This window comes from Bacillus sp. FDAARGOS_527, from assembly GCF_003812125.1.
GTDB classification, from domain to species: Bacteria; Bacillota; Bacilli; order Bacillales; family Bacillaceae_G; genus Bacillus_A; species Bacillus_A paranthracis.
On sequence record NZ_CP033795.1, the window covers coordinates 1,308,629 to 1,331,532 of the forward strand.

A 22,904-nucleotide genomic window follows, 5' to 3' on the forward strand; every position below is an offset into this window, starting at 1 on the left:
GATAGTATGCTGGAGCTTATAAAAGGGAAATTAAAAATTGATGGGGATGAAGAGGATACTGTTATTCAGCTTCTAATTGATGGAGCAAAAGAAGCTTTATTAGGATCTGGTGTTCCTGAAAGTGAAAAGGCACTCTACAAAATAGCAGTAATTACACATGTCTTATTAAACTACGAGAATCAAGATAAGTCATTAAATGTCCCTGCATTAAAACAGTCATTAGAAACTACTATATTGCAATTAAGGGACTATAATAATGGTGATAATCATGAATCCAAGTAAATTAAATAAACGAATAACAATTCAACAAGAAATTACAAATAAAAAAGATGAAGAGGGGAATCCAATTCCATCTGAATGGAAAGATGTTGTCACTGTTTGGGCAAGAGCAAAAACACCATTTGGAAAGGGATTTAATTATGAAATATTCGCTGGAAATACCGAGAATGCGGTACGTACAGTGAATTTTTTTATGCGATTTCGTAGGGGAATTGATTCGAAAATGCGAGTCTTGTATGATGATCGACTCTTTGAAATAAAAGCTGTTGTAGATGTTGATGAACAACATAAAGAAACATGCTTGGTGTGTGAGGAGCGATCTATATGGCAGAAGTAACGACCTTTGGAATACAAGAAGCAATTCAGCGTTTTGAAGCTTTAGGAAGAAGTGTAAAAACAATTGAAAACTCAGCATTAAAGAAAGGTGCTGGGGTAGTAAGGGATGCTTTAGAGGCAGAAAGTCCAGTAAGTGCACATCCGAAACCACCTTCACCAAAAGAATCATGGAGAACAGGTAAACATGCAAAGGATGAGGTGCTTGTCGGAAAAATAAAAACTCGAAATGGAGTCAAATCAATTAGTGTGGGGTGGGAAAAAGATGATAATTCTCCACACTTTTATATGAAATTCCAAAATTGGGGAACCAGTAAAATGCCCCATCCACCACATAAAGGGTTTATAGAAAAGACAGTAACTCACACGGAAGTAAAGGCAGTTCATGAGATGCGAAATGTCTTTGCAGCGGCATTGCAAATCGTATGAGATTTTTAGAAAAAGATGTGTTACGTGCTCTTACAAATTCTTTTATTGTAGAGAAAATTGGTGGAGAATATATCTACAATATGGTTCGTGGTGATGATAACGGAAAAACATGGATTACTTATTCTGAGCTAGATAATGGTGCTGGGAGATACGCAGAGGGTGTGGAATCTACCAGCATTATTTTATTTCAAGTAGATATTTGGTCCTTTAGTCCCGTGAAGGGGGATTTAAAAGAAGCGGTAAACACCTGTATGAAAAATATAGGATTTCAGCGTATTACAACAGCAAATTTATATGAACCAGATACGAAAATCTATCATTATGGTATGAGGTTTCGTACAGAATTAAAAATTTAGGAGGAAAACAAATATGGCAATTGCGGTCGATTTTAGAGATTTACATTATGCGATTTTGACAGAAACACCAGATGGTAAGTTTACGTATGCAGCACCTAAGAAAATTGGAGATGCAGTAAGTGGCAAAGCTTCACCTAAAAATGAATCTGTAACGTTCTATGCAGAAGGAGGTCCACTAGCAACAGCAAGTGCTTTTGGTGGTGTAGAAATCGAATTAGAAACAGCGGATATTTCATTATCTACTTACGCTGAACTATTAGGAAAGAAACTAATTAAAGGTCAGGTAATCGATAATGTAAATGATGTTGCTCCGTATGTAGCGTTATTATATCGTTTACCAAAAGACAATGGGAAAAACCGTTTTTATTGCTACTACAAAACGAAATTTGAAATTCCTGAAGATGAGCACAAGACAGCTGAAGATAAACCAACTTTCCAATCAGCTAAAATTAAATGCAAAGCGATCCAACGTTCAGATGGAAATTGGAGACATCGTTTAGATGAAGAAGAAACAGGATATGATGCAACCGTTGCAGCGAACTGGTTTAAAACAGTTCCAGCACCACCAACAGAAACAGCGCCGTCACTTAGCAAATAAAATTATAAAAAAAGGTACAGCTTAATGCTGTGCCTTTTATTTATGAAGGGAGATTCAATCATGCAAGAAAATCAAAAGACAGAATCATTTAAATTGGTTTTAAATCTACCCACTGGTAAAAAAACTTTTTTCTTACCAACATATATTTCATCTACGGATGGTTTTGAAGCAGCTGAATGGACAGAAAAATTAAATGTTGAAAATGTTCGTTTTGATGTGCTAAAAGAGGCTACTCATTTTGTTGTCAAAGTGTTTGGAAATCGATTTACGGTGGAAGAATTTCTTGAGGGAGTACACATTTGGTTTTTAACATCAACTATTTATGCTATTTGTTTAGCCATTGTAGGTCGTATAGCTGAGGCTGTGGCAGTTATTAATGCTATTGACTCAAAGACAAATTCAGCAAAAAAAAAGAGACAGAGGAACAGAAAGAACCGTTCAAACCAACAGAAATGATGTTAGGAATATACAATATGTTACAAGATTCAGGAATATCCCAAGCAGATATTAATCAGATGGATTTAGTGCTTTTCTTTAAAACATTAGCTTATAAGAAAAAGCAAGAAGATAAAAAAGTAGTCCGAACAGCAAATCAAGCACCAGATTGGTTGTAAAGGTAGGTGAGATAAATGGCTGGAGATATGGAAATTGGCGCACGAGTTACGCTTGATACCCAACGTTTTGAAAATGGAGTAGCAGGAATTAATCGTGGTTTACGTTTGCTAGATTCAGAGTTCAATTTAACAAGTGAAAGAGCTAGATTGCTTGGTAATTCTGTTGAACAGTTACAAAACAAGTTAACTCATTTGAATGAAAAATTCACATTACAAGGTCAAAAGGTAGAACATTACCGCCAGAAAATTGAACAAGCAAGACAAAAACAAGAGCAATTACAAGCCTCAAATCTAACATTGGCAGCATCAATGGAACGTCTTGAAACACAATATAATCAAGCAGTTCAGACCTTTGGGAAAAATTCGCAAGAAGCGAAACAATTGAAACAAGAATTAAAGCAATTGCAAGCTGAATATACAGCGAATGGACAGGCATTACAAAGATTAAATACACAAATTGATAACAATACAATTGCTATGAATCGTGCTGAAACAGCTCAGGCACGAATTCAAAATGAGATAAGAGAGACAAATCGTGAATTAGCTGAACAACAAAATCGCCTTCACCGTACTGGAGAACGGATGCGTGATACAGGGAATAAAATGCAAGATGTAGGCGGACAGGTTGGTACTACCTTTGCAGCCATGACAGGCGTTATTGGTGCTGGGCTTGCGATGGCTGTTAAAGAATCTATGAACTTTGAACAGAAAATGGCTGATATTCAAGCAGTTTCTGGTGCGACTGGAGAAGAGATGAAACAAATTGGTGACCTAGCAGTCACTATGGGGGAAAAAACAAAATACTCTTCTGTGGAAGCAGGACAAGGAATAGAGGAATTAATTAAAGCGGGGGTAAGCCTCACTGAGATTATTAATGGTGGTTTGGAAGGTGCCTTAAACTTAGCGACAGCTGGAGAACTAGAATTAGGAGAAGCAGCTGAAATTGCATCGACAGCTTTAAATGCGTTTAAAGCTGATCATCTTTCAGTAGCAGATGCAGCCAATATTTTGTCGGGAGCAGCAAACGCATCAGCTACTGATGTAAGAGAGCTTAAATATGGTTTATCGGCATCATCAGCAGTAGCAGCAGGAGCTGGTTTGACATTCAAAGATACAGCTACAGCTTTGGCAGTATTTGCGCAAAACGGATTAAAGGGTTCCGATGCAGGTACATCTTTAAAAACCATGCTAATGCGCTTAAACCCATCTACAAAAGAAGCATACAACAAAATGCGTGATTTGGGTCTTATTACGTACAATGCACAAGCTGGTTTTGATTTCTTGGTTAAAAACGGTATTCAACCAGCTTCCAGAAATGTAGGGGATATAGAAGTAGCTTTAGAAAAATATGTAATGAAAACAGAAGGCGTTACGAAATGGAATGATAAATGTGATACAACATTCCGCGAATTAGCAACCAGTTCTGCTTTTTTATCTTCAAAATTCTATGATCAGCAAGGACATATTCAAGGATTGGATAAAATTTCTGGATTATTAAACGAATCTATGAAAGATTTAACGGATCAACAAAGAAGTATGGCATTAGAAACATTATTTGGTTCTGATGCAGTACGTGGTGCAACAATCCTTTATAAAGAGGGCGCAGAAGGCGTTAATAAGATGTATGGAGAAATGTCGAAAGTCACAGCATTAGAAGTTGCTGAGACGAAGATGAATACAACTAAAGGTAAAATTGAACAGCTAAGCGGTGCTGTAGACACTCTTAAAAAGTCCTTTGGAGATGCTTTGTTACCGATATTAGTTGACGTTGTAGAGGGTGTTCAAGGTGTAGTGGATTGGTTTAATAATTTAGATGAATCTACACAACAAATGATTGCTAAAAGCTCGTTATTAGCTTTTGGGATAGCAGGAGTAACAACAGCTGTAGGATTTTTAGCGATGGGTATCGGTGCTTTATTAGCAAATCCAGTCGCTTTAGCAATTACGGGAGCTGTTCTTGCTGTAGGAGCGCTAGGTATAGCAATTGTTGATCTGAACGAAAAATCCAAACAGGCACAAAATGATATGGATAAGTTTGGACAAAGAGTAAGTGACGCAACGAGTAAAGCAGCTGGTGCCTATGTGGATTTAAAAGATAAGGCTATCAATAACATGATGGATTTAAAGCTTAAAACAGGTGAAGAGGCGAATAAAGCAGCTGACGAAACCATTAAAGCTTTTCAAAGAATGACAAATGAAGTCATTAAAGAGTTAGAGGGAAAGAAAAGTGAATTTAATAAGATGTTTAGTCAGTTAATGGGAGCTGTCCCTGAGAGTGCCAAACAAACCTTAGAACAAGTTAAGAATAATGTCATTGAATCCATTAATAAAGAGATTGAAGTTGCTACACAAGCAGAAAAGATTTTGGAAGAGGGTATTAAAAGGTATCAAGGAGATACCATGAAAATGCCAAAAGATTTCGCTCAAAAATTCGAACAAGCATTACAGGTCGCTGACAAAAACGTTCAACAATTCTATACAAAAGCAAAAGAAATCACATCGATTTCGAAAGAGATTGAAGCTGGCGGAATGTTATCTTTAGATGCTGGAAAAAAACGGTTTGAAAGCATCATAAAAGTATATGAGGACGGTGTTAAATCTTTAGAGAAGCAAACTAAAGGTTGGCGTGAAAATGTAGAAAAAGCGTTTAAATTAGGTGAAATTAAGCCGGAAGAAAGAAAAGCAACTTTAGATGCTATTGCACTTTATGAATCTAAGCATGTGAATGATTTACAATCTATTAGAAATGATGGATTTAAAGTATTGCAACAACATATGAAGGAAGAAGATGCTGAGATTTTAGCGTCACAAGCCAAAAGGATTGAAGCAGAAGATAAAGGCTGGGGCGCACGCTTTAAAGCTGCATATGGATTTCGAGAAAAAGCAGCTGATTTAGAGCAAAGATTTAGAAGTGATCAAGAAAAGGCAGAAAAAGATTATCAAGATAAATTACTTCAGTATGAGTTGCAATATGGTAAATCTAAAATTGAAAGCATAGGAATGTATCTTTCTGAATTAAAAAAGGGTACAGAGTCATCTAGATTGTTAGCTGAATCAATGGCAAAAGAAATTGATGGGAAAATGAAAATTGATTTAGGACCCGCTGGGCAATTTACAATTGATACATTCTTACAGAAGCTTCAAAAGGGAGAATTAGATTCTTCAGCTGTAGCAACAGCAAATGCTAATAAACTGAAAGAAGTTTATAAAGTGGACCTATCACAAAGTGGTATTGAATCCATGCAAAAATGGATTGATGGTATTAAAACCAAAGATACTGGTGAAGTGAGAGAATTCCTAAGTAAAAATATGCAGGGTAATACCACAATTGATTTAGGAATCTATGGGAAAATGACAATGGATTCATGGATTACAGGACTTCAAACAGGTACTTTATCTTTTGATACTGTATTTCAGTTTTTCCAACAGCAAGTAAAAAATGGCGTGAAAGTAGATGCCACTCAAGAAGGTCAGAATAATATTCAAACTTTAATTAACGGGATGCAAATTGGAGCTTTATCTTTACCACAAGTAGCACAAACTATGGGGTTAGATATTAAAAGTAATGTTCAAGTTGATCTTGGAGAAGCTGGTCAATTTAATGTGCAGACGCTTGTGCAAGGGATGCAAAATGGCTCTATTAATGCTGAGCTAGCAGCAAAGGCGATTGCACTGTTAGTTGAAAATGGAGCTAAGTTAGATCTAACTCAGGTCGGATTTGATATAAGTCAAACACAGGCTAATGGAATTTCTGGTAATATGGCTCCAGAGAATGCAGCGACAGGAAAAAAACAAGCTGTGGAAGGAATTATGGGTAGTACCACTGATGGCGGTGGCGGAAGTAAGAGTGGTAGCGAACTAGGGCAAGGGATAATAAGCCAAGATGGCTATATTAAAGGGAGCGCATTGCAAGTAGTTGCTAGTGCTCATAACGCTTTTAGCACTATTAATGGAAACCCAGCAGGTAATCAAGGTGGACAAGGTGTTGGAAGTGGTATTGTTAATCAAAAAGGCTACATTAGAGGAAGTGCTCTGGAGGCTGTTACGTCGGCTCATGCTGGTTTTAATACAATCAACGGTACTCCACAAGGGCAAAAAGGTGGTAGTCAGTTTGCTCAAGGGATGGAAAGTACAAAAGGACAAGCGAGATCAAGTGGTTCTAATGTAGCGGAAAGTGGAAATTCCGGTCTGAAAAGTGTTAGTTCGGTGAGTCCTGGTGAAGCATTCTCAAGTGGATTTGCTAAAGGTATTTCCAATGGTCAATGGAATGTACAAACTGTAGCCGCTAGTTTAGCACGAGGTGCGTTTGAAGCATTGAAAGCTACACTTAATGTAAACTCTCCGTCAAAGTTAACTAGGGATCAAGGGGGTAAACCTTTTAGTGAAGGGTTTGCTCTAGGTATTCAAAAGGGATCTTATATGGCTGAACGAGAGAGTCGTACACTTGGCTCAAAGGCAAATAAAGCTTTAGTGAACGAGTTAGCATTAGGTAGTACTTCGAACAAGATGCAATTTACAGGGGTTCAAATGGCAAATGGAATTGCAGAAGGAATTAAAACACAATATTCCGTTGTAAGGGATGCATTACAAAATACAGTATCAGGAGCTGTTAATAGTATACGTTCTTTAAAACCCGAAGAAATATTTAGTTTTCAGGGAGATGATCCGTTAACTAAATATTTTAATGCTATTTTTGTAGATGGAGATTGGCAAAACGATTGGATTACACATATTCCTGAAAGTATGCGTGATATGGTCAGAGAAATTGGTCGTCAAATGGAAAGGTTTGAAGGGCTTTCTGTTTATGATGTTGGGAACCTTTCTAGATGGAGAGAGGTGTTATCAGACAACCCTAATGTTGTTCAATATAGACCTGACAATGATAATCCAGACAAACAACCATATACAAAACAAAAACCTGTATATATTGAGATTCCAGTTGTATTGGAAGGACGGGAGATAGCAAGAGTAAGTCATCAATATATAACTGAATATCAAAATAGAGCACAAGAAAGAAACTCAGTCTTTTAGATTTGGGTTTCTTTTTTTGACAAAAGGAGTGATATGATGAGTTCTTTTTCATTTAATGGGGAACGGAAGAGTTATATTCACATCGAAAGAGGATGGAAAAGACCAATATGGGCACCGTTAAGAAGGAATTTCCTAAGTGTTCCGAGTTATCCAGGAGCAAGATTATTAAATACACAGACTGAAATGCGTGTGTTTTCTGTTCCTGTTGGTATTATTGCTCCATCTGGAGTTGATATGAAAATACTTAGTGAAGATATAGCGAGTTGGTTAATTACAGATCAACCAAAAGAACTTATTTTCGATACAGAACCTGACAGAACTTATTTAGCTGTTGTAGATGAAGAGTTCGATGCTGATGAGTTTGTAGAAATTGGACAAGGAAATTTAAAATTCATTTGTCCAATGCCATATAAATTAGGCAAAACAAATACTCACAAGTTTACTCAAGAGTGGTCTACAGAAACAACTTCTTATTTCACGAATAAAGGAAGCGTAGAAGCTCCAGCATTAATTGAAATGACTGTAAAAAAACCAAGTACCTTTTTAGATATATGGTTTGGAGAGTATCCGCATGATCGTAATTATTTTAGAATTGGCTACCCTCTTACTGTGGAAGAAACAACAGTACAAGAGCGGGAAAGAGTCATGTGGGATGAAATGGCTACTCCGATAGGGTGGACACCTGTTACAGGTCAATTTGACGATATGAAGGGGACAGGCTCTTTTAAAGCACGAGATGGTTATGCTTTATATTGTGAGGATTATGGAAAGGAAAAAGGCTTCCACGGAGCTATGGCTAAAAAGAATATTCCGTCAGGACCATTACAAGACTTTGAAATGGAAGCATGGGTACGTTTGAAATCGAAAAGCATTGTCGAAATGGGACGTGTAGAAGTGCTTCTTTTAGATGAAGCGAGTAATATTGTTGCACGTATCAATATGAACGATTTATATTGGGATGCTGAAATCACAAAAGCATACATGCGTATTGGGAATGCCGGAACACCTAACAGTATACGAAAATTAGTAGATACGAATGGGGCACATCCTAATACATTTAACCAATTTTACGGAAGGCTTAGAGTCGCTAGACGAGGCAATCAGTGGTCTGTTTATGTGGCACGTTTTAAAGACGGAACGGAGATTGACGATGCTTCATTAGCAGAAAGATGGATTGACGAGAGCGGAAATCCAATGACAAATCGTAAAGTAGCTCAAGTCATGATCGCGATCATGGCATGGGATATAAATGATCCGGTTTCAGTGATGTCAATTGATGATTTAAAGATTTGGAAGATAAACAAAGTCCCGTCTAATACGAAATCGTATATTTTCGATGCAGGAGATAAAGTAATTATCGATACAGAAAGAAGTCTTGTCACAATTAACGGAAAAGATGCTATCAATATTAAAGATATATTTAGTGAGTTTCCTAAGATCATTCGTGGAGATAATCGTATTGATATTATGCCACCAGATGTAAATGCAACAGTCAGTTACAGGGAGAGATACAGATGAGAACACCAAGCGGAATTCTTCATGTTGTTGACTTTAAAACAGATCAAATTATATCCGCTATTCAACCAAAAGATTATTGGGATGATAGACGTCAATGGGAACTTAAAAACAATGTAGATATGTTAGAATTTAAAGTTTTTGATGGCACACCTGAAGCAATTACATTACAACAGCAAAATTTGATTTTAAAAGAAGTGCGTGATGGACGCATTGTGCCATATGTAATTAATAATGAGGTTGAAAGAGATTCTAATGATGGTTCTGTTACAGTTCATGCTTCTGGAGCTTGGGTCCAAATAGCAAAAGAGGGTTTTATCAGTCCGCAACGTATAGAGAGCAAAACTGTTAACGAATTTATAGACTTGGCACTCGTAGGGATGAAATGGAAACGTGGTATTACTGAATATGCAGGGTTCCATACAATGACAATCGATGAGTTTATTGATCCTCTTACTTTCTTAAAGAAAATTTCATCGTTGTTTAAATTAGAAATCCAATATCGTGTTGAGGTTAAAGGATCACGAATTATTGGTTGGTATGTAGATATGATCCAAAAACGTGGGCGTGAAACAGGAAAAGAAATAGAATTAGGTAAAGATTTGGTTGGCGTAAGGCGTATCGAACATTCACGAGAGATTTGTACAGCTTTAATTGGATTTGTTAAGGGTGAGGGAGACAAAGTAATCACTATCGAAAGCATTAATAAAGGTCTACCGTATATCGTAGATGCAGATGCGTTTCAAAGGTGGAATGAACATGGGCTACATAAATTTGGTTTCTATACACCTGAAACAGATCAGGAAGACATGACTCCACAACGGCTTATGACGCTTATGAAATTGGAACTAGAAAAGCGTGTAAATACATTTGTTTCTTATGAAGTTGAAGCGCGATCACTTGGCAGGGTGTTTGGTTTGGCTCATGAATTGATTGATGAAGGGGATATAATTCGAATTAAAGATACAGGGTTTACACCAGCATTATATCTTGAAGCGCGAGTAATAGCTGGAGATGAATCTTTTACCGATCCTACACAAGATAAATACATGTTTGGTGACTATCGTGAGATTGTTAATCAAAATGAAGAATTAAGAAAGATTTACAATCGTATTCTTAGTTCACTAGGCAATAAACAAGAAATGATAGATCAGCTAGACAAATTAGTGAAAGAAGCTAATGAAACAGCTAGTAATGCACAGAAAGAATCGGAAGCAGCGAAAGCACTTGCTGAAAAAGTGCAAGAGAATATTAAAAATAATACCGTTGAAATTATAGAATCCAAGAATCCGCCAACAACAGGACTGAAACCTTTTAAAACACTTTGGCGTGATATTAGTAATGGAAAGCCCGGCATTTTAAAAATATGGACAGGTACAGCGTGGGAATCGGTTGTACCCGATGTTGAATCTGTAAAAAAAGAAACATTAGATCAGGTTAATAAAGATATTGAGTCCACAAAAATAGAGTTAAACCAAAAGGTTCAAGAAGCACAGAATCAAGCTACAGGACAATTCAATGAAGTACAGGAAGGTTTACAAGGTGTCGGTCGTACAATTTCTAATATCGAAAATAAACAGGGTGAAATTGACAAGAAAGTAACTCAGTTTGAACAGGATTCTAATGGATTTAAAACTTCTATCGAAACGTTAACGAAAAAAGATACTGAAATAAGCAGTAAATTAAATACAGTAGAGCAAACCGTAGAAGGCACAAAAAAGACGATATCTGATGTACAGCAAACAACAAGTGAACTAAAGAAAACAACTACTGAAATAGAAGAAAAAGCTGGGAAAATCAGTGAGAAGTTGACGAGTGTAGAAACAAAGGTTAATAGCGATAAAGCTGGTGGACGTAACATTTTATTAAAATCAAATGTTAAATATGAAAAAACAGACTATCTAATCAATCAATATACTCTAACTGAAAATTTCTTTGCGGGTGAAGAGTATACCTTTGTAATTAAAGGGAGTGTCCCACAAGGACAGAAATTTGGAATTTGGCAGAATGGTGGGTCTAGCAATGTTGGATATGCAACAAGTGTTTACGCGAATGGAATAACTTATGTAACCTTCAAAGCAGTTGCAGCTACAAGTGGGAATGAACGAAAATTAAGCTTATATAACTATCCGAGTAGCACTACGAAATCTATTGTGGAATGGGTGGCCTTGTATAAAGGGAATAAGCCGCAAGATTGGACAGCGCCGCCTGAAGAACAGGTAACAACGGATGAGTTCACTCAGAAAACAACTGAAATTGTAAAAAGCGTGGATGGAATTAAAGAAACAATTACAAAAGTGGAAAACAATCAAAGTGGATTTGATAAGCGTGTTGCTACTGTAGAAAAAGATGCAACTACCATTAAACAAAATGTCTCTTTAATACAAAATACGCAAACAGAACAAGGAAGACAATTACAAGAGGCAAAATCTGGATGGGAAAATACTGCAAAAGCACTTGAAGGTAAAGTTGAGCTTAAACAAGTAGAAGATTATGTCGCTGGGTTTAAGATTCCAGAGCTGAAGCAAACGGTTAATCAGAATAAACAAGATTTATTAAATGAATTAGCTAACAAGCTTGCAACTGAACAATTTAACCAAAAGATGACTATGATTGATAACCGTTTCACTATCAATGAAGAGGGTATCAATGCCGCAGCAAAAAAGAAAGAAGTATACACAATAGAGCAAGCAAATGGACAATTCGCAAAAGATTCTTATGTAAGAGATATGGAAACTCGTCTTCAGTTAACTGAAAAGGGCGTTAGTATATCTGTAAAAGAAAATGATGTAATTGCAGCATTCAATATGAGTAAAGAAAACATTACTTTGAATGCAAACAGGATTAACTTAAGAGGTTTTATTACAGCAGACCATATCAAAGGGCAAGTTTTAGAAGGAGTAACACTTAGAACTACTGGAAGTAGATTTGTTGAAATAAACCAGCAAAACTTTAAGATTTTTGATGCAAACAAACCTCGCGGTTATATGGGATTTATGGAGACGACAGATGGAAGTATTCAACCGTCCATCGTTCTGGGTTCTGACAATACTAAATATAGAGGTACAGGGTCATTCTATATGTATCAAGCGATACCCCGAATAGAAGGTGTTGAGCAACCTTCTAAAGCATGGGCAAAACTTGGAATATCTAAAGGGGAAAATGCTGAGGGGAATAATATTTGGTCAAATTATATTCAAATGCAGAATGACGGTGGACATCTGAGCGTATATTCAGATGGACAATTTCGTTTTAAAAACTTGAATGATATTATTTTTGAATCTGAAGGATGGGCTCCAGGATATGGTTACTTCTCTGTAACTACAACTGAACCACATATTTTTACAAATAACTCGGGGCAGTTTACTTTCAAAAGAAAAGGCAGTGACTATAAAATACATTTCATAAACGGCGCCATCGATCATGATTTAATCATGGGTAATGCAATGATAAGATCAAGTTTTGTACAAGGTTATAACAATGGCTTGCAGATTAAAGATATGATGGGGCAAGGGTGGAAAGATATAGAATTAAGAACGCTGCGAGCTAAAGAAAATATATCTGCTACAGGGCGTATGTGGGCGCAAGAATTTATCCCCAATTCTTCTCGTACGCTTAAAACGGACATAGAAGACCTTCCGTTCTCTGCTTTAGATAAAATCAACTCTGTAAACATCAAACAGTATCACTTTATAAGAGATGTTGAACGCTTCGAGTCAGGGGAGTCTATTACACTTCCAATTAATTACGGTATGATTGCGGAGGACTCTGACGATGTATTCACCACACCACAGAAAGACGCTATAAAACTTTATAGCTCGGTTGCAATTTCTATTCAAGCAATACAAGAAGTTGACTTTAAAGTTAAAAATATTCAATTTGACCACGGTATGTTGAAGCAGGAAGTTGACACTCTTAAAGAACAACTTGAAGCTGAAAAACTTGAGAAAGTTTCAATGAAAGCTGAAATTGATGAATTAAAGGTATTAGTGCAACAATTATTAAACAAATAAAACGAAAAGAGAGTGAATTATTATGGCTAAATTTTTTAAACCGATATTTGATGAATTAACAATCGATCATGGTTCTGATATCTTACTAGAGGAGAATCATATGATTATCAATATCAATGCTGATAGAGTTCGAGAACAATTAAATTATGATGAATCATTAATGGTTTCTGAACTTACATTGTTTAAACTTCCGGAAGATTTAATAACCGAGTTAACTACACTAGGAAAACAAGCGATTCCACATACTACACATTCAAATGTAAAAGGATGGTTTAAAATGCCACCGGATTTCGGGAGCGATGTAGTAAATTATGCATTTCAAATGTTATCCGGATATGATGTGTTCGACGGTAAGGAAATGAAGTGGAAGTGTATAGAAAAAGCTTTTGGTGGCTTAGAAACGAAACATAAAGTATTACAAAGAGCAACCTATGTAATTGTTTTGAAAGATGTAACGGAAGTGGTCAACTAATATAACGAACTGGCATACTAAAACAAAAGATAAATGAACGATAAATAAAAAACGACTCAGTAAGAAAAGCGAATTACAGCTTTAGAAGAGTTATTACAACAATTAATAAATAAGAAACCAGAGCAGCCATAAGCTGGTCTTTCGTACTATATAAGTATGAGGAGTTATTCGAAGAATAGCTTGTCATACTTTTTTCATATATGATGAGAGCGACTGGTTGACGGGCTGGTCTTAGAATTGAAACATTCGGAATAAAAAACTGTCAACTATCACTCACTATCAAGAATTCGATTAAGTAGGTGGAGTTCAAACACTCGAGTAACAGGCGAAAATGAATAGATGGTGTAGTGAAGGGCTATCAGTCAAAAAAAGATAGGGGAGCGGGGAAAGGTGATTTCAGTAGGAATAGATGTAGCAAAAGAAAAAAGTGTAGTAGCCATAATGAATGAAGAAAGAAAATTACTAAGAAAAGTTGTTACGTTGAATCATACAATGAGTGAGATAAGTGCATTCATTGAACTTTTAACTTTTTATCAAGAAGATGAAGAAGTAAGGGTGATCATGGAAGCTACTGGTTATTACCATGAGCCTGTATTACAGCTTTTATGCGAAAGTGGATTTAAAGTATATGTCGTAAATGCATTAGTTATAAAAAATATAACGATGCGAAGCTTCGTCAAGTAAAGACAGATAAACAAGACGCGATCAAACTGGCAGAATACTTATTAGGCAATCATTATCAACTTAGAGAGCATAAAGAGGAAGGGTTAAAATACCAAGAACTTCGATTTTATGCGAGGGAATACCATAAAAGTATGGCGATCAAAGTGAAAATAAAAAATCAGTTAACTCAGTTGATAGATAAATGCTTTCCAGGTATAAAAAAGATTTATCATAACAACATGGAAGGAACTTTATTAGATGTATTAGAGAAGTATCCAACCATAGATCATGTCTCAAGGTTGGGGCAAAAGAGGTTTAGTAATCTATTTGTAAAATGGGCTACTAAAAAGGGACATAGGATAGCAGAGAAAAAAGCCGTACAAATATATGAATTAACCCTAAAAGGTGTACAAACAGTCCCTTCATCAGAATGTGCAGAAATGATGATGAGACTGCTAATTAAGTCACTTCGAGAGCAAATCGAAATAACCACATCTATTTTAACACAGATGAAAACAATAGCAGAGTCTATTCCTGAATATGGTGTAGTAAGAGAAATGTCTGGTGTGGGAGATCGCACAGGTCCGAGACTCCTAGCAGAAATAGGAGATATTAGACGTTTTCGTTCATCAAAAGCATTAGTAGCATATGCAGGAATTGATGTATCTCCCTATCAATCTGGCCAATTTGAAGCAAGGGAACGAAAGATAACGAAAAGAGGATCAAAATATTTGAGGAAGGTTCTCTATGAAATTGTCCAAAGTTTAAAGACGGTAAAACCTACTAGAGATAGCGCTGTATATCAATATGTTTTGCGAAAGGAACTAGAAGGAAAAGCTTCAAAAAAAGCTAAGGTTGCAGGAATGAATAAGTTTCTGCGTATATATTACGCGCGGGTAATGGAGGTTTATCAACTATAGATAAATCGTGCACCTTGGTGTCTTGAAAAATAAAAATGTAAAAAAGCCGTACTTGCGTACGGTTATTTGCGTTGGGGTGATATCCATGTGAAAAAAATATATTTTTTATTAATTTTTATCTTGAAAATAATTAGTAGGTTTTTTATTTTACACAAAATATGGCTTTGATTAATTTCAATTCATAGATCAAGAGGAGCGACTTCGCTTTTCTTTTTATTTTTGAGGAGATGATCAGTGTGAAACGAATAGTAGACCAAGCAATTTATGAAAAGCATGTTAGCCAAGTAAACAAAAACCTAGTTAAAGATTTTCTAATCGAAAAGAAAGCACAAGGGAAAGCGGCAAGCACTTTAAAGCAATATGGTTGGGATTTACGAATTATTTTGTTTCTAATACATGAACACTTCGAAAATAAAAATCTTATTGATTTAACACGTAAAGACATTCGAAATTTATCTATTGTTTTTCAAGAAATGGGAATGTCTAATGCACGTGTAAATGGATTGATGAGTGCTTTACGTTCAGCACTTGAATTTTGCGCAGATGATGATGACTATAATTATGAATTCAATGTAGGTTCAAGGGTACGAGGTTTACCTAAGAATCCAATTAGAGAAATTACATTTATTACTGAGGACCAGATTAATTGGTTAATCGATGAACTACTTGAACAAGAAAAATATATGTTAGCGACGTATTTAGCGCTTTCTTATTACAGTGCAGCTAGAAAGAATGAGGTTTACCAGGTTCAAAAAGAAGGGTTAACAGAACAATATTATACAAATGTGGTACGAGGAAAACGCGGTAAGAAGTTTAGATTATATTACAATCACCGGGTGCAGAAATGCATTCGTTTATATATAAAACAGCGAGGTAAGGATACTATTCCAGATTTGTTTGTGCGTGTTTATAAGAATGGTGAGAGAAGAAGATTGAACAAGAGTGTATTTAATTATTGGTGTGGCATATTTGCTAAGATGCTGAACGAAAAGGAGGGGAAGGATTTTAAAATGAATCCTCACTGTTTCCGCCATAGCAGATTAGATAATTTGAAAGTACAAGGAGTACCACTTGAAAAACTAAAATCACTCGCTAACCATTCTGATATTTCCACAACTGAATCTTACTTAAAAGATAGAAGTGAGGAAGATATTGCAGAGATATTTGGAATGGACCCAAGTTGTTTTGCAGCTTAAAAAGGAGAGGAAAAGATGGATCGTATTGATGTATTATTGAAAACATTTATAGCTACGTTTGGTGGCTTCTGTGGGTATTTCTTGGGAGGCTGGGATGCAACATTGAAAGTCTTAGTGACGATGGCAGTTATTGATTATTTAACTGGCATGATTGCAGCAGGTTATAACGGAGAGTTAAAAAGCAAAGTTGGTTTTAAAGGCATCGCCAAAAAGGTGGTGCTTTTTATTTTGGTTGGCGCGGCCGCCCAGCTCGATACAGTACTTGGAAGTAACAATGCAATTCGTGAAGCTACAATCTTCTTCTTCATGGGTAATGAGTTACTTTCACTTTTAGAAAACGCTGGTCGTATGGGAATTCCCTTACCTTCAGCATTAACAAATGCAGTTGAAATTTTAGGTGGTAAGAACAATAAGACAAGCTCTGAATATACTAATAGAAAAGGAGATGTAAAGTAATGGAAATTAAACAAATGTTAGTACCTGTAAGTCGTTACTCCGTCTTATGCCCGTATGAAATGAATCCAACAGAAATCACATTTCATAACACGTACAATGACGCACCGGCTATAAATGAGCGTAATAATGTCGCTAACAATAGCACCGGAACATCATTTCATATCGCTGTGGATGATAAGGAAGCTATTCAGTTAATTCCTTTTAACAGAAACGCATGGCACGCTGGAGATGGTACTAATGGAAGAGGGAATCGTCATAGTATTGGGGTTGAAATTTGTTATTCACAATCAGGCGGAGCAAGATATCGCAAAGCTGAATTGAATGCAGTTGAAGTGATTGCTCAATTAATGATTCAATTTGATATACCGATTAGTAAAGTTAAGACTCATCAAGAGAGAAATGGGAAGTACTGTCCACATCGAATGTTAGATGAAGGACGTGTTCAGTGGTTTAAAAATCAATGTGCAAATAGAGCATCTAGTATTAAAAATTCAAATAAAACACAAGAGACAGGAAAGGTGGAGATTATAGTGAATAAATTTAATAAAGTTGTTACGTATGAATTTGGGACAGCGTTAGTACCTGAGATGTTAGGAATGATGGATGCCCTAGGTTATGAATCTCGTATTATCTCATATGGAGATAAACAAGGATTAGTTAGATTTGAAACAGCATATCGCCAAGGTAACGAGCTGGACAAGGCTACAGCGTGGTTAGATGCTAAAGGACTTAAATACTTCTATACAAAAGAATAGTTTGATTAACAAAATAAGAGCCGTCCTGTTGGACGGCTTTTTTTATTTGTCTTCATTTTCTTCTTCGATCCAAATATCTTCTACACGCATGTTAAGTGCTTTTGCAATACGCATAGCAACTCGAAGTGTCGGCTCACTTTTCCCTCTAACAATCATACTTAATGTTTGATCTGTTATGTTGGCTCGCTTAGCTAATGCAGATTGTTTAATCATTTTATCGGCTAAAATTACTTTCAATTTACAATCCATAAAACTCCTCCCCTTTAAAGCGCTCAATCAAATTTTTGAAAAAACTTTTGATTTTTTTATTGTAGGACAAACAAGTTTGAATAGGTTGTGACATATACCTATACCAAAGCAGCTACAAAGGTAAGGGAACAGGCGTAGCCACAATAAAATAGAAATTCGCTACAAAAGTAGAAACCATGGTAAGCAAATAGAGTCTACCAAAGTAATTACCGATGTACCTATCAAGGTTCGATTACCACGGTTTTGATTCCTGCAACATAATAATAGCGGGTTTTCTAATTTTGTTTATAAAGGAGAGAGGGAAATGGAAAATGGATACGAGGTTATCGGAAATAAAATAAAGTTTTATTTAAATCAAGATCTAACAAAGGGGTGGAATCAAATTCCGAAGCCTAAGTTTAGAAACATGCAAGAAATAAATGAATGGTGTGGAAGTTCTGCTAATGAGATAGTTTGTCAATGGGATGCACTAAATCAAAATGCAATGAGTACATCGGAAACAACGGATTTTTTATATAGGTGGATGAGTTGGTATGTAACCAAACCCTTAGACACCACAGCAGCCGAAATAAGGAAGTTACCGGATGAGTTAGCGGTATTCATTACGAATGTTCCATTCGATGCAATTGACCTATTAAAGCGCACGTCTCAGATGGTTTTAGAGTGTGTATGTTTGATGTTTAAAATGTTCGTGTGAAGGAGTGGTCTTATGTTTAGGAAAAAGGAAATCATACCGTTTCGTGATTTTATGAACGGATCATTTAAAAAGCAGCAGAAGCAAACAAAATTATTAAGCATTGAGCCAATCAGTCCAATAGCGTTTTTCCATATGGCACAACCCCTTGTACACACTTATGTAGCACTTGGCATACTTGGCGGACTAACGATTGGAGCTGTTTTATTGGAAAGATATCTGGTTCAAAATGACCGGATTACAGCAGGTAAATTAGTATCAGATGGACTGTATCACGGACTTCGGATAGGTAGCATTGGTTTTATTGTATATGTGTTCATTCGAGTTGTAAGGATGTTTTAAAGGGAGGGTATGAATGTGATGAAGGAATGGTTTCATAAAAGAGCTATAAAGAATCTTTTAATTGAGGTATTCAAAAAAAGTGGTATTTACTATGAACACCAAACAAGAGGAGGTAAATTACCTGTTTTCCCGAAAATCCATCATGTTCTAGAAACAAAAGATTCTGTCCGATATACATTTACTTTACCAAACGGGGTAGATCCGCAAACGATTGAGAAGAAATGGTTTTGCTTTCAGCAAATCTTAGGGAGGGAACTGGCGATTGAAGGAGATATAAAACGCTTTGTATTGCACTCGTTCAAACATAATAGCTTACAACCGTACTTGTATAACTATTCAGATTGGTTACCACATCTAAAAGGACATAGCATCCCTGTAGTGGTAGGAAAGGACCAATTTGGAAAGTGGATTGTATATGATATGACGGATTCGAATAGCCCACACTTATTAATAGCGGGAGAAACAGGAAGTGGTAAAAGTAGTATGGTACGCGTTATTTTATCTACATTGATTCAACATTTGCCACCAGAATCATTACAGCTGTATTTAGGTGATTTGAAGAACTCAGAATTTCACTTTTTAAGAAGAGTGCAACACGTTAAAAAAGTTTGCATGGAAGAAGTAGAAATGGAGGTAATGTTAAACCAATTGTGGATGGAAATTATCAAAAGACGTAAGTGTATGGAGAAATATGAAGTAGACCACGTTAACGAATACAACAAAGTGACTACAGAGGAAAAATTACCGTATATTTTAATTTGCATTGATGAGGTTGCGATGTTGGAAGATGAAAACGATAGTATGAAAATTATTAGAAAGATATCAGCTGTCGGGCGATCATTAGGCGTATTTTTAATGTTATCGATGCAGCGGCCGGATGCAACCGTTATCGATGGGAAATTAAAAGTGAATATGACAGTCAGAATGGGGTTCCAGTGTGATTCATCGTTAAATGCAGGAATTATAGGTACACCAGGTTCAGAACTGTTAGAGCAATCCGGGCAAATGATTTTCAAATTAAAAGGACTAAAGAAAGTGCAAGCTCCAGAGTTAAAGTTAGAAAAAGCAAAGAAATTAGTGGCTCCTTTCAGAATGACAAAAGAAATAGAAGTAAGTACTGAAGTGAAAGAGGAGCCTTTATTTGGGGTGTTAGATGATGAGGAATAGAGATATGGCTATTTTGAAGAATTTGACTAAATTTCGTTGTATGTCACGGGACGACATTGTGGAATTACACTTCAGCCATTTGAAAAACCCAATAACATCATGCAATACGGTATTAAAAAGATTACGTAGAGATGGACATGTGGAAGTGAATACTACATTCCAGCCATATGTGTATTTTCCACAACCAAGCGCAATTAGAAAAACAAGTCAAAAAATACCACATTTCTTAGGCATAGTAGATGCGTATAAACAATTGATCCAAAATGAGAAACCTAAGATTTTTAAAGTAGAACCGAAGTATGGAAAAGAATATATGGAACCTGACATATTTACGATTTGGCGAAAAGCTCCCTTCTTTATTGAAGTACAAAAATCAATATACAGTAAAGCTGTAATGCAAGAAAAGATTAAAAGATATGAAATGTATTTTTGTGGTATGAAATGGCAAGAAGAATCTTGGCAGCCATCCAATAAAAAAATATTCCCCTCAATTTTAATCCTTACTGATAGAAAGTATGATGTCTCCAGTGCAAATTTCCGCATTTTTCAAGCGAATTCAATTAAAGATTTTCTTAATCAAATAACACCCAAACATCCAAAAAAAGAAATCTCTATTCAAGTGGGATCAAGAAAAAATTAATTTAAAAGGAGTGATTTATTATGAGTGAAGCAACAAAAGAGTTAAATGAAATTTTGCGTAAGTATAATGTGAGTGCTGAAGACGTAATTGAAATGATGTCACAATGGTTAGAAAGAAAAGTTTATGATGATCGTGAAGAAACTTTAGAGGAATATGGAGAAAACGACTTTATACGTTTAGATAACCTACATGCTGATATAAATAAATTAGATTGGAAGTTTAACTATCCTTATTAATCGTGCTAGAAATTAAACAAGAAATTTAGTATTGCTGTTGGACTATTAGGGTCATAAGTGAAAGATACTTTATACTTTGCTGTATTAGCTACAGATTCTACTTTAGGATCCTTTCGGTCAATTTTTATACGAATATCCTCTAACATGTCTTTTACTTCTTTAGTTGTATCAATTTTTAACGATTCAAGTGAGAATAAAAATACATTAGGGTCGTCACCTAAATAAGTGATTTTTTGAATTTTCTTTTGTTTATCATCTAAAATAACTCGGAAATTTTTCATATTGCCTAATTCAACAGTTCCATCTTTTATATTTTGGTGTTCAATTAATGAAACAACATGTAAAGTTTTATCTTGATATCCTTTTTCTTTTACTATCTTTAAATCTTTAGAGAGTTTTTCTGTGTTTGTAGAACTACCCTTCTCATCTAAAATAGTGTTAAAATTAGTAACAAAACTTGTGACTTCAGTTGGGATTTCATCAGTTTCATTCTTGCTAGTTTGTTTAGATACTGAAGAATTATTAGAAGAACATGCTGATAAAATAAATATAAATAGTGCGGCAGAGATAATTACTGAGAATTTTTTAAACATAGCGGCCCTCCTGTTAATATGTAAGATTATCCATTTAAGCTAAGCATAACAGATTCGAATAACTTAATGAATAAAAAGAGGTAAATAGGGGATTTCGAAAGGGAAAATAAACAGCCACATTAACACCCATAAAACAGCCACAAAACAGCCACGAATTAATAACAAGTAGTGAAATCACAGAAAAACGTTATCAGACAAATGTTTAATTTATGCTATGCGTGAAACGAAATGAAACTATATAAAACGAAGGTATATCTTCCGCACAGAAGTACAGTAGAAGAAATAAAAAAGTGCTAACAAGTTTGCAAACGAACTTGCTAACACTTATACGGAATAGACATAAAATATCGCTGATATGTCATTTTAAAAAATAGACTTAACTAAGTAGATAATACTAATACACAATATCTATGAAATTATACATGTTATACTACATAATAAAGAAGTGATTTCTAAAATGAGCCCAGAATTGAATCTTGGTACACCATCTTTAATGTTCTTCTCAGAAAATCTTGATCAATTATATACAGATTTAACAAATAAAAATGTTACTGTTGGAGAAATGGTAACTATGCCTTCTGGTAAAGTATTTAACTTTGCTGATAGTGAAGGGAATTATTTTGCGGTTATGGAAAAGAACCAATAATAATATTGTTATGTGAAAATCCCCCTCAAACATATTGAGGGGGATTAAATCTTTGAAATGAATTTATCATGAGAGAGTTGTTTAATAAAAAATGTTCCTTTTTCAATAGCGGTTTCCATATAACCGACAATTTGATTAAACGTAAACACCTGTAAGTCTTCATGCAAATGTTGCTCTGGATACAACATATCTTCAAAAAGATATTTTCGAAATTCTGAAACATTTTCTTTAGAAACCTCTTCAATATCGACAATGTGAGCATCTTGATTGAGAAGCGAGAAGAGCTGTTGTTCTTTATCGTAATGATGAAGCAACTTTGCATTTAACAATTTAAAATCGTTATAGTACATAGGTGCGATCGTTTCATCATTTTCTATTCTATTTTTTAACCAAGGAAGAAAAAAGCCGCTTAGCCAATTATCATCAGCAATGAGGTGAGTGTAATAGCCTAAGAGAAAAGGGGAATCCATTTGAGCTTTATATTTTTGAAAAAAAGAATTAAAAGCTATCCTTCTCGTATAATTTTTCGTTGTGCCAGCGTAAAAGTGTGAAGTTCCTTTTTCTTCTGCTGAATGGACCGCATCAGGTGCTACACCTCCGAGTATGAAAGAAGTTCTATCTTGAATACATAGTTTTTCGGCAATACCGTTAGCGATAATAGCATGCATAATTCGTGATCCCATGAATGACACCTCGGTTTCAAGTAT

Annotated in this window: 22 protein-coding genes and 2 pseudogenes; 21 read left to right on the forward strand and 3 right to left on the reverse strand. The window is 35.5% G+C overall.

Annotated elements, in window-relative coordinates; translation table 11 throughout:
• Nucleotides 1-6: 6 nt before the first annotated feature.
• From EGX95_RS09150 to EGX95_RS09220, 15 genes and pseudogenes are all read left to right on the forward strand, one after another.
• The gene (locus tag EGX95_RS09150) at nucleotides 7-282 is read left to right on the forward strand and encodes a head-tail connector protein (RefSeq protein WP_000891187.1); all 276 of its coding nucleotides are present in this window, start codon (nucleotides 7-9) and stop codon (nucleotides 280-282) included.
• On the forward strand, nucleotides 269-616 hold the full coding sequence (locus EGX95_RS09155; RefSeq protein ID WP_033679186.1) for a phage head closure protein: 348 nt from the start codon (nucleotides 269-271) through the stop codon (nucleotides 614-616). Before EGX95_RS09150 ends, EGX95_RS09155 begins: the two co-directional genes overlap by 14 nt.
• A complete protein-coding gene (locus EGX95_RS09160; RefSeq protein WP_000852722.1) occupies nucleotides 604-1,041 on the forward strand; it encodes an HK97-gp10 family putative phage morphogenesis protein in 438 nt (145 codons plus the stop codon). Before EGX95_RS09155 ends, EGX95_RS09160 begins: the two co-directional genes overlap by 13 nt.
• The gene (locus tag EGX95_RS09165; RefSeq protein ID WP_001211424.1) at nucleotides 1,038-1,397 is read left to right on the forward strand and encodes a hypothetical protein; all 360 of its coding nucleotides are present in this window, start codon (nucleotides 1,038-1,040) and stop codon (nucleotides 1,395-1,397) included. The genes EGX95_RS09160 and EGX95_RS09165 overlap by 4 nt, the downstream gene beginning before the upstream one ends.
• Nucleotides 1,398-1,410: 13 nt before the next feature.
• The gene (locus EGX95_RS09170) at nucleotides 1,411-1,995 is read left to right on the forward strand and encodes a major tail protein (RefSeq protein ID WP_000952020.1); all 585 of its coding nucleotides are present in this window, start codon (nucleotides 1,411-1,413) and stop codon (nucleotides 1,993-1,995) included.
• A gap of 60 nt (nucleotides 1,996-2,055) precedes the next feature.
• A complete protein-coding gene (gpG, locus tag EGX95_RS09175; RefSeq protein WP_001157384.1) occupies nucleotides 2,056-2,451 on the forward strand; it encodes a phage tail assembly chaperone G in 396 nt (131 codons plus the stop codon).
• 17 nt (nucleotides 2,452-2,468) lie between these two features.
• Nucleotides 2,469-2,609, forward strand: coding sequence for a hypothetical protein (locus EGX95_RS09180; protein ID WP_000938712.1), 141 nt, complete (start codon nucleotides 2,469-2,471; stop codon nucleotides 2,607-2,609).
• A 15-nt stretch (nucleotides 2,610-2,624) separates the two neighbouring features.
• Nucleotides 2,625-7,640 carry a phage tail tape measure protein gene (locus EGX95_RS09185; protein ID WP_000896628.1) on the forward strand — a complete coding sequence of 1,672 codons (5,016 nt, stop codon included), beginning with the start codon at nucleotides 2,625-2,627 and terminating at the stop codon, nucleotides 7,638-7,640.
• Nucleotides 7,641-7,676: 36 nt separating this feature from the next.
• A complete protein-coding gene (locus EGX95_RS09190; protein ID WP_033693877.1) occupies nucleotides 7,677-9,158 on the forward strand; it encodes a distal tail protein Dit in 1,482 nt (493 codons plus the stop codon).
• A complete protein-coding gene (locus EGX95_RS09195; protein WP_001260157.1) occupies nucleotides 9,155-13,168 on the forward strand; it encodes a phage tail spike protein in 4,014 nt (1,337 codons plus the stop codon). Before EGX95_RS09190 ends, EGX95_RS09195 begins: the two co-directional genes overlap by 4 nt.
• Nucleotides 13,169-13,190: 22 nt before the next feature.
• Nucleotides 13,191-13,640 carry a hypothetical protein gene (locus tag EGX95_RS09200; RefSeq protein WP_001051330.1) on the forward strand — a complete coding sequence of 150 codons (450 nt, stop codon included), beginning with the start codon at nucleotides 13,191-13,193 and terminating at the stop codon, nucleotides 13,638-13,640.
• 441 nt (nucleotides 13,641-14,081) lie between these two features.
• Nucleotides 14,082-15,223, forward strand: a pseudogene (locus EGX95_RS09205) (IS110 family transposase).
• 236 nt (nucleotides 15,224-15,459) lie between these two features.
• The gene (locus EGX95_RS09210) at nucleotides 15,460-16,419 is read left to right on the forward strand and encodes a tyrosine-type recombinase/integrase (protein ID WP_000822826.1); all 960 of its coding nucleotides are present in this window, start codon (nucleotides 15,460-15,462) and stop codon (nucleotides 16,417-16,419) included.
• A 15-nt stretch (nucleotides 16,420-16,434) separates the two neighbouring features.
• The gene (locus EGX95_RS09215) at nucleotides 16,435-16,875 is read left to right on the forward strand and encodes a phage holin family protein (RefSeq protein WP_000373897.1); all 441 of its coding nucleotides are present in this window, start codon (nucleotides 16,435-16,437) and stop codon (nucleotides 16,873-16,875) included.
• Nucleotides 16,875-17,630, forward strand: coding sequence for an N-acetylmuramoyl-L-alanine amidase (locus EGX95_RS09220; protein ID WP_000403930.1), 756 nt, complete (start codon nucleotides 16,875-16,877; stop codon nucleotides 17,628-17,630). The genes EGX95_RS09215 and EGX95_RS09220 overlap by 1 nt, the downstream gene beginning before the upstream one ends.
• Nucleotides 17,631-17,672: 42 nt before the next feature.
• Here the strand turns inward: EGX95_RS09220 and EGX95_RS09225 are convergent, their stop codons facing one another.
• Entirely contained in the window at nucleotides 17,673-17,879 is a 207-nt protein-coding gene (locus EGX95_RS09225) for a helix-turn-helix transcriptional regulator (protein ID WP_000340446.1), read from the reverse strand.
• Nucleotides 17,880-18,183: 304 nt separating this feature from the next.
• Between EGX95_RS09225 and EGX95_RS09230 the strand changes: the two genes are divergently transcribed.
• From EGX95_RS09230 to EGX95_RS09250, 5 genes are read left to right on the forward strand one after another with little or no spacing between them, the layout of a single operon-like run.
• Nucleotides 18,184-18,576 carry a hypothetical protein gene (locus tag EGX95_RS09230; RefSeq protein WP_000427397.1) on the forward strand — a complete coding sequence of 131 codons (393 nt, stop codon included), beginning with the start codon at nucleotides 18,184-18,186 and terminating at the stop codon, nucleotides 18,574-18,576.
• A 12-nt stretch (nucleotides 18,577-18,588) separates the two neighbouring features.
• Nucleotides 18,589-18,915: a hypothetical protein gene (locus tag EGX95_RS09235; RefSeq protein ID WP_000488699.1), complete on the forward strand. Its 327-nt coding sequence runs from the start codon at nucleotides 18,589-18,591 to the stop codon at nucleotides 18,913-18,915.
• Between the two features lie 9 nt (nucleotides 18,916-18,924).
• The gene (locus EGX95_RS09240) at nucleotides 18,925-20,082 is read left to right on the forward strand and encodes an FtsK/SpoIIIE domain-containing protein (RefSeq protein WP_002027563.1); all 1,158 of its coding nucleotides are present in this window, start codon (nucleotides 18,925-18,927) and stop codon (nucleotides 20,080-20,082) included.
• Complete coding sequence (locus tag EGX95_RS09245; protein WP_042469569.1) at nucleotides 20,072-20,722, forward strand: replication-relaxation family protein; 651 nt, start codon at nucleotides 20,072-20,074, stop codon at nucleotides 20,720-20,722. Before EGX95_RS09240 ends, EGX95_RS09245 begins: the two co-directional genes overlap by 11 nt.
• Nucleotides 20,723-20,742: 20 nt before the next feature.
• Nucleotides 20,743-20,958, forward strand: coding sequence for a hypothetical protein (locus EGX95_RS09250; RefSeq protein WP_001287580.1), 216 nt, complete (start codon nucleotides 20,743-20,745; stop codon nucleotides 20,956-20,958).
• Between the two features lie 5 nt (nucleotides 20,959-20,963).
• Here EGX95_RS09250 and EGX95_RS09255 read toward each other — a convergent pair whose 3' ends face one another.
• Complete coding sequence (locus EGX95_RS09255; protein WP_000473088.1) at nucleotides 20,964-21,551, reverse strand: hypothetical protein; 588 nt, start codon at nucleotides 21,549-21,551, stop codon at nucleotides 20,964-20,966.
• Between the two features lie 424 nt (nucleotides 21,552-21,975).
• Between EGX95_RS09255 and EGX95_RS09260 the strand changes: the two are divergent.
• Nucleotides 21,976-22,197, forward strand: a pseudogene (locus tag EGX95_RS09260) (VOC family protein); the annotation flags it as partial.
• 44 nt (nucleotides 22,198-22,241) lie between these two features.
• On the opposite strand, the gene EGX95_RS09265 reads toward EGX95_RS09260, so the two are convergent.
• Entirely contained in the window at nucleotides 22,242-22,880 is a 639-nt protein-coding gene (locus EGX95_RS09265) for a zinc dependent phospholipase C family protein (protein WP_000535597.1), read from the reverse strand.
• Between the last annotated feature and the right edge of the window lie 24 nt (nucleotides 22,881-22,904).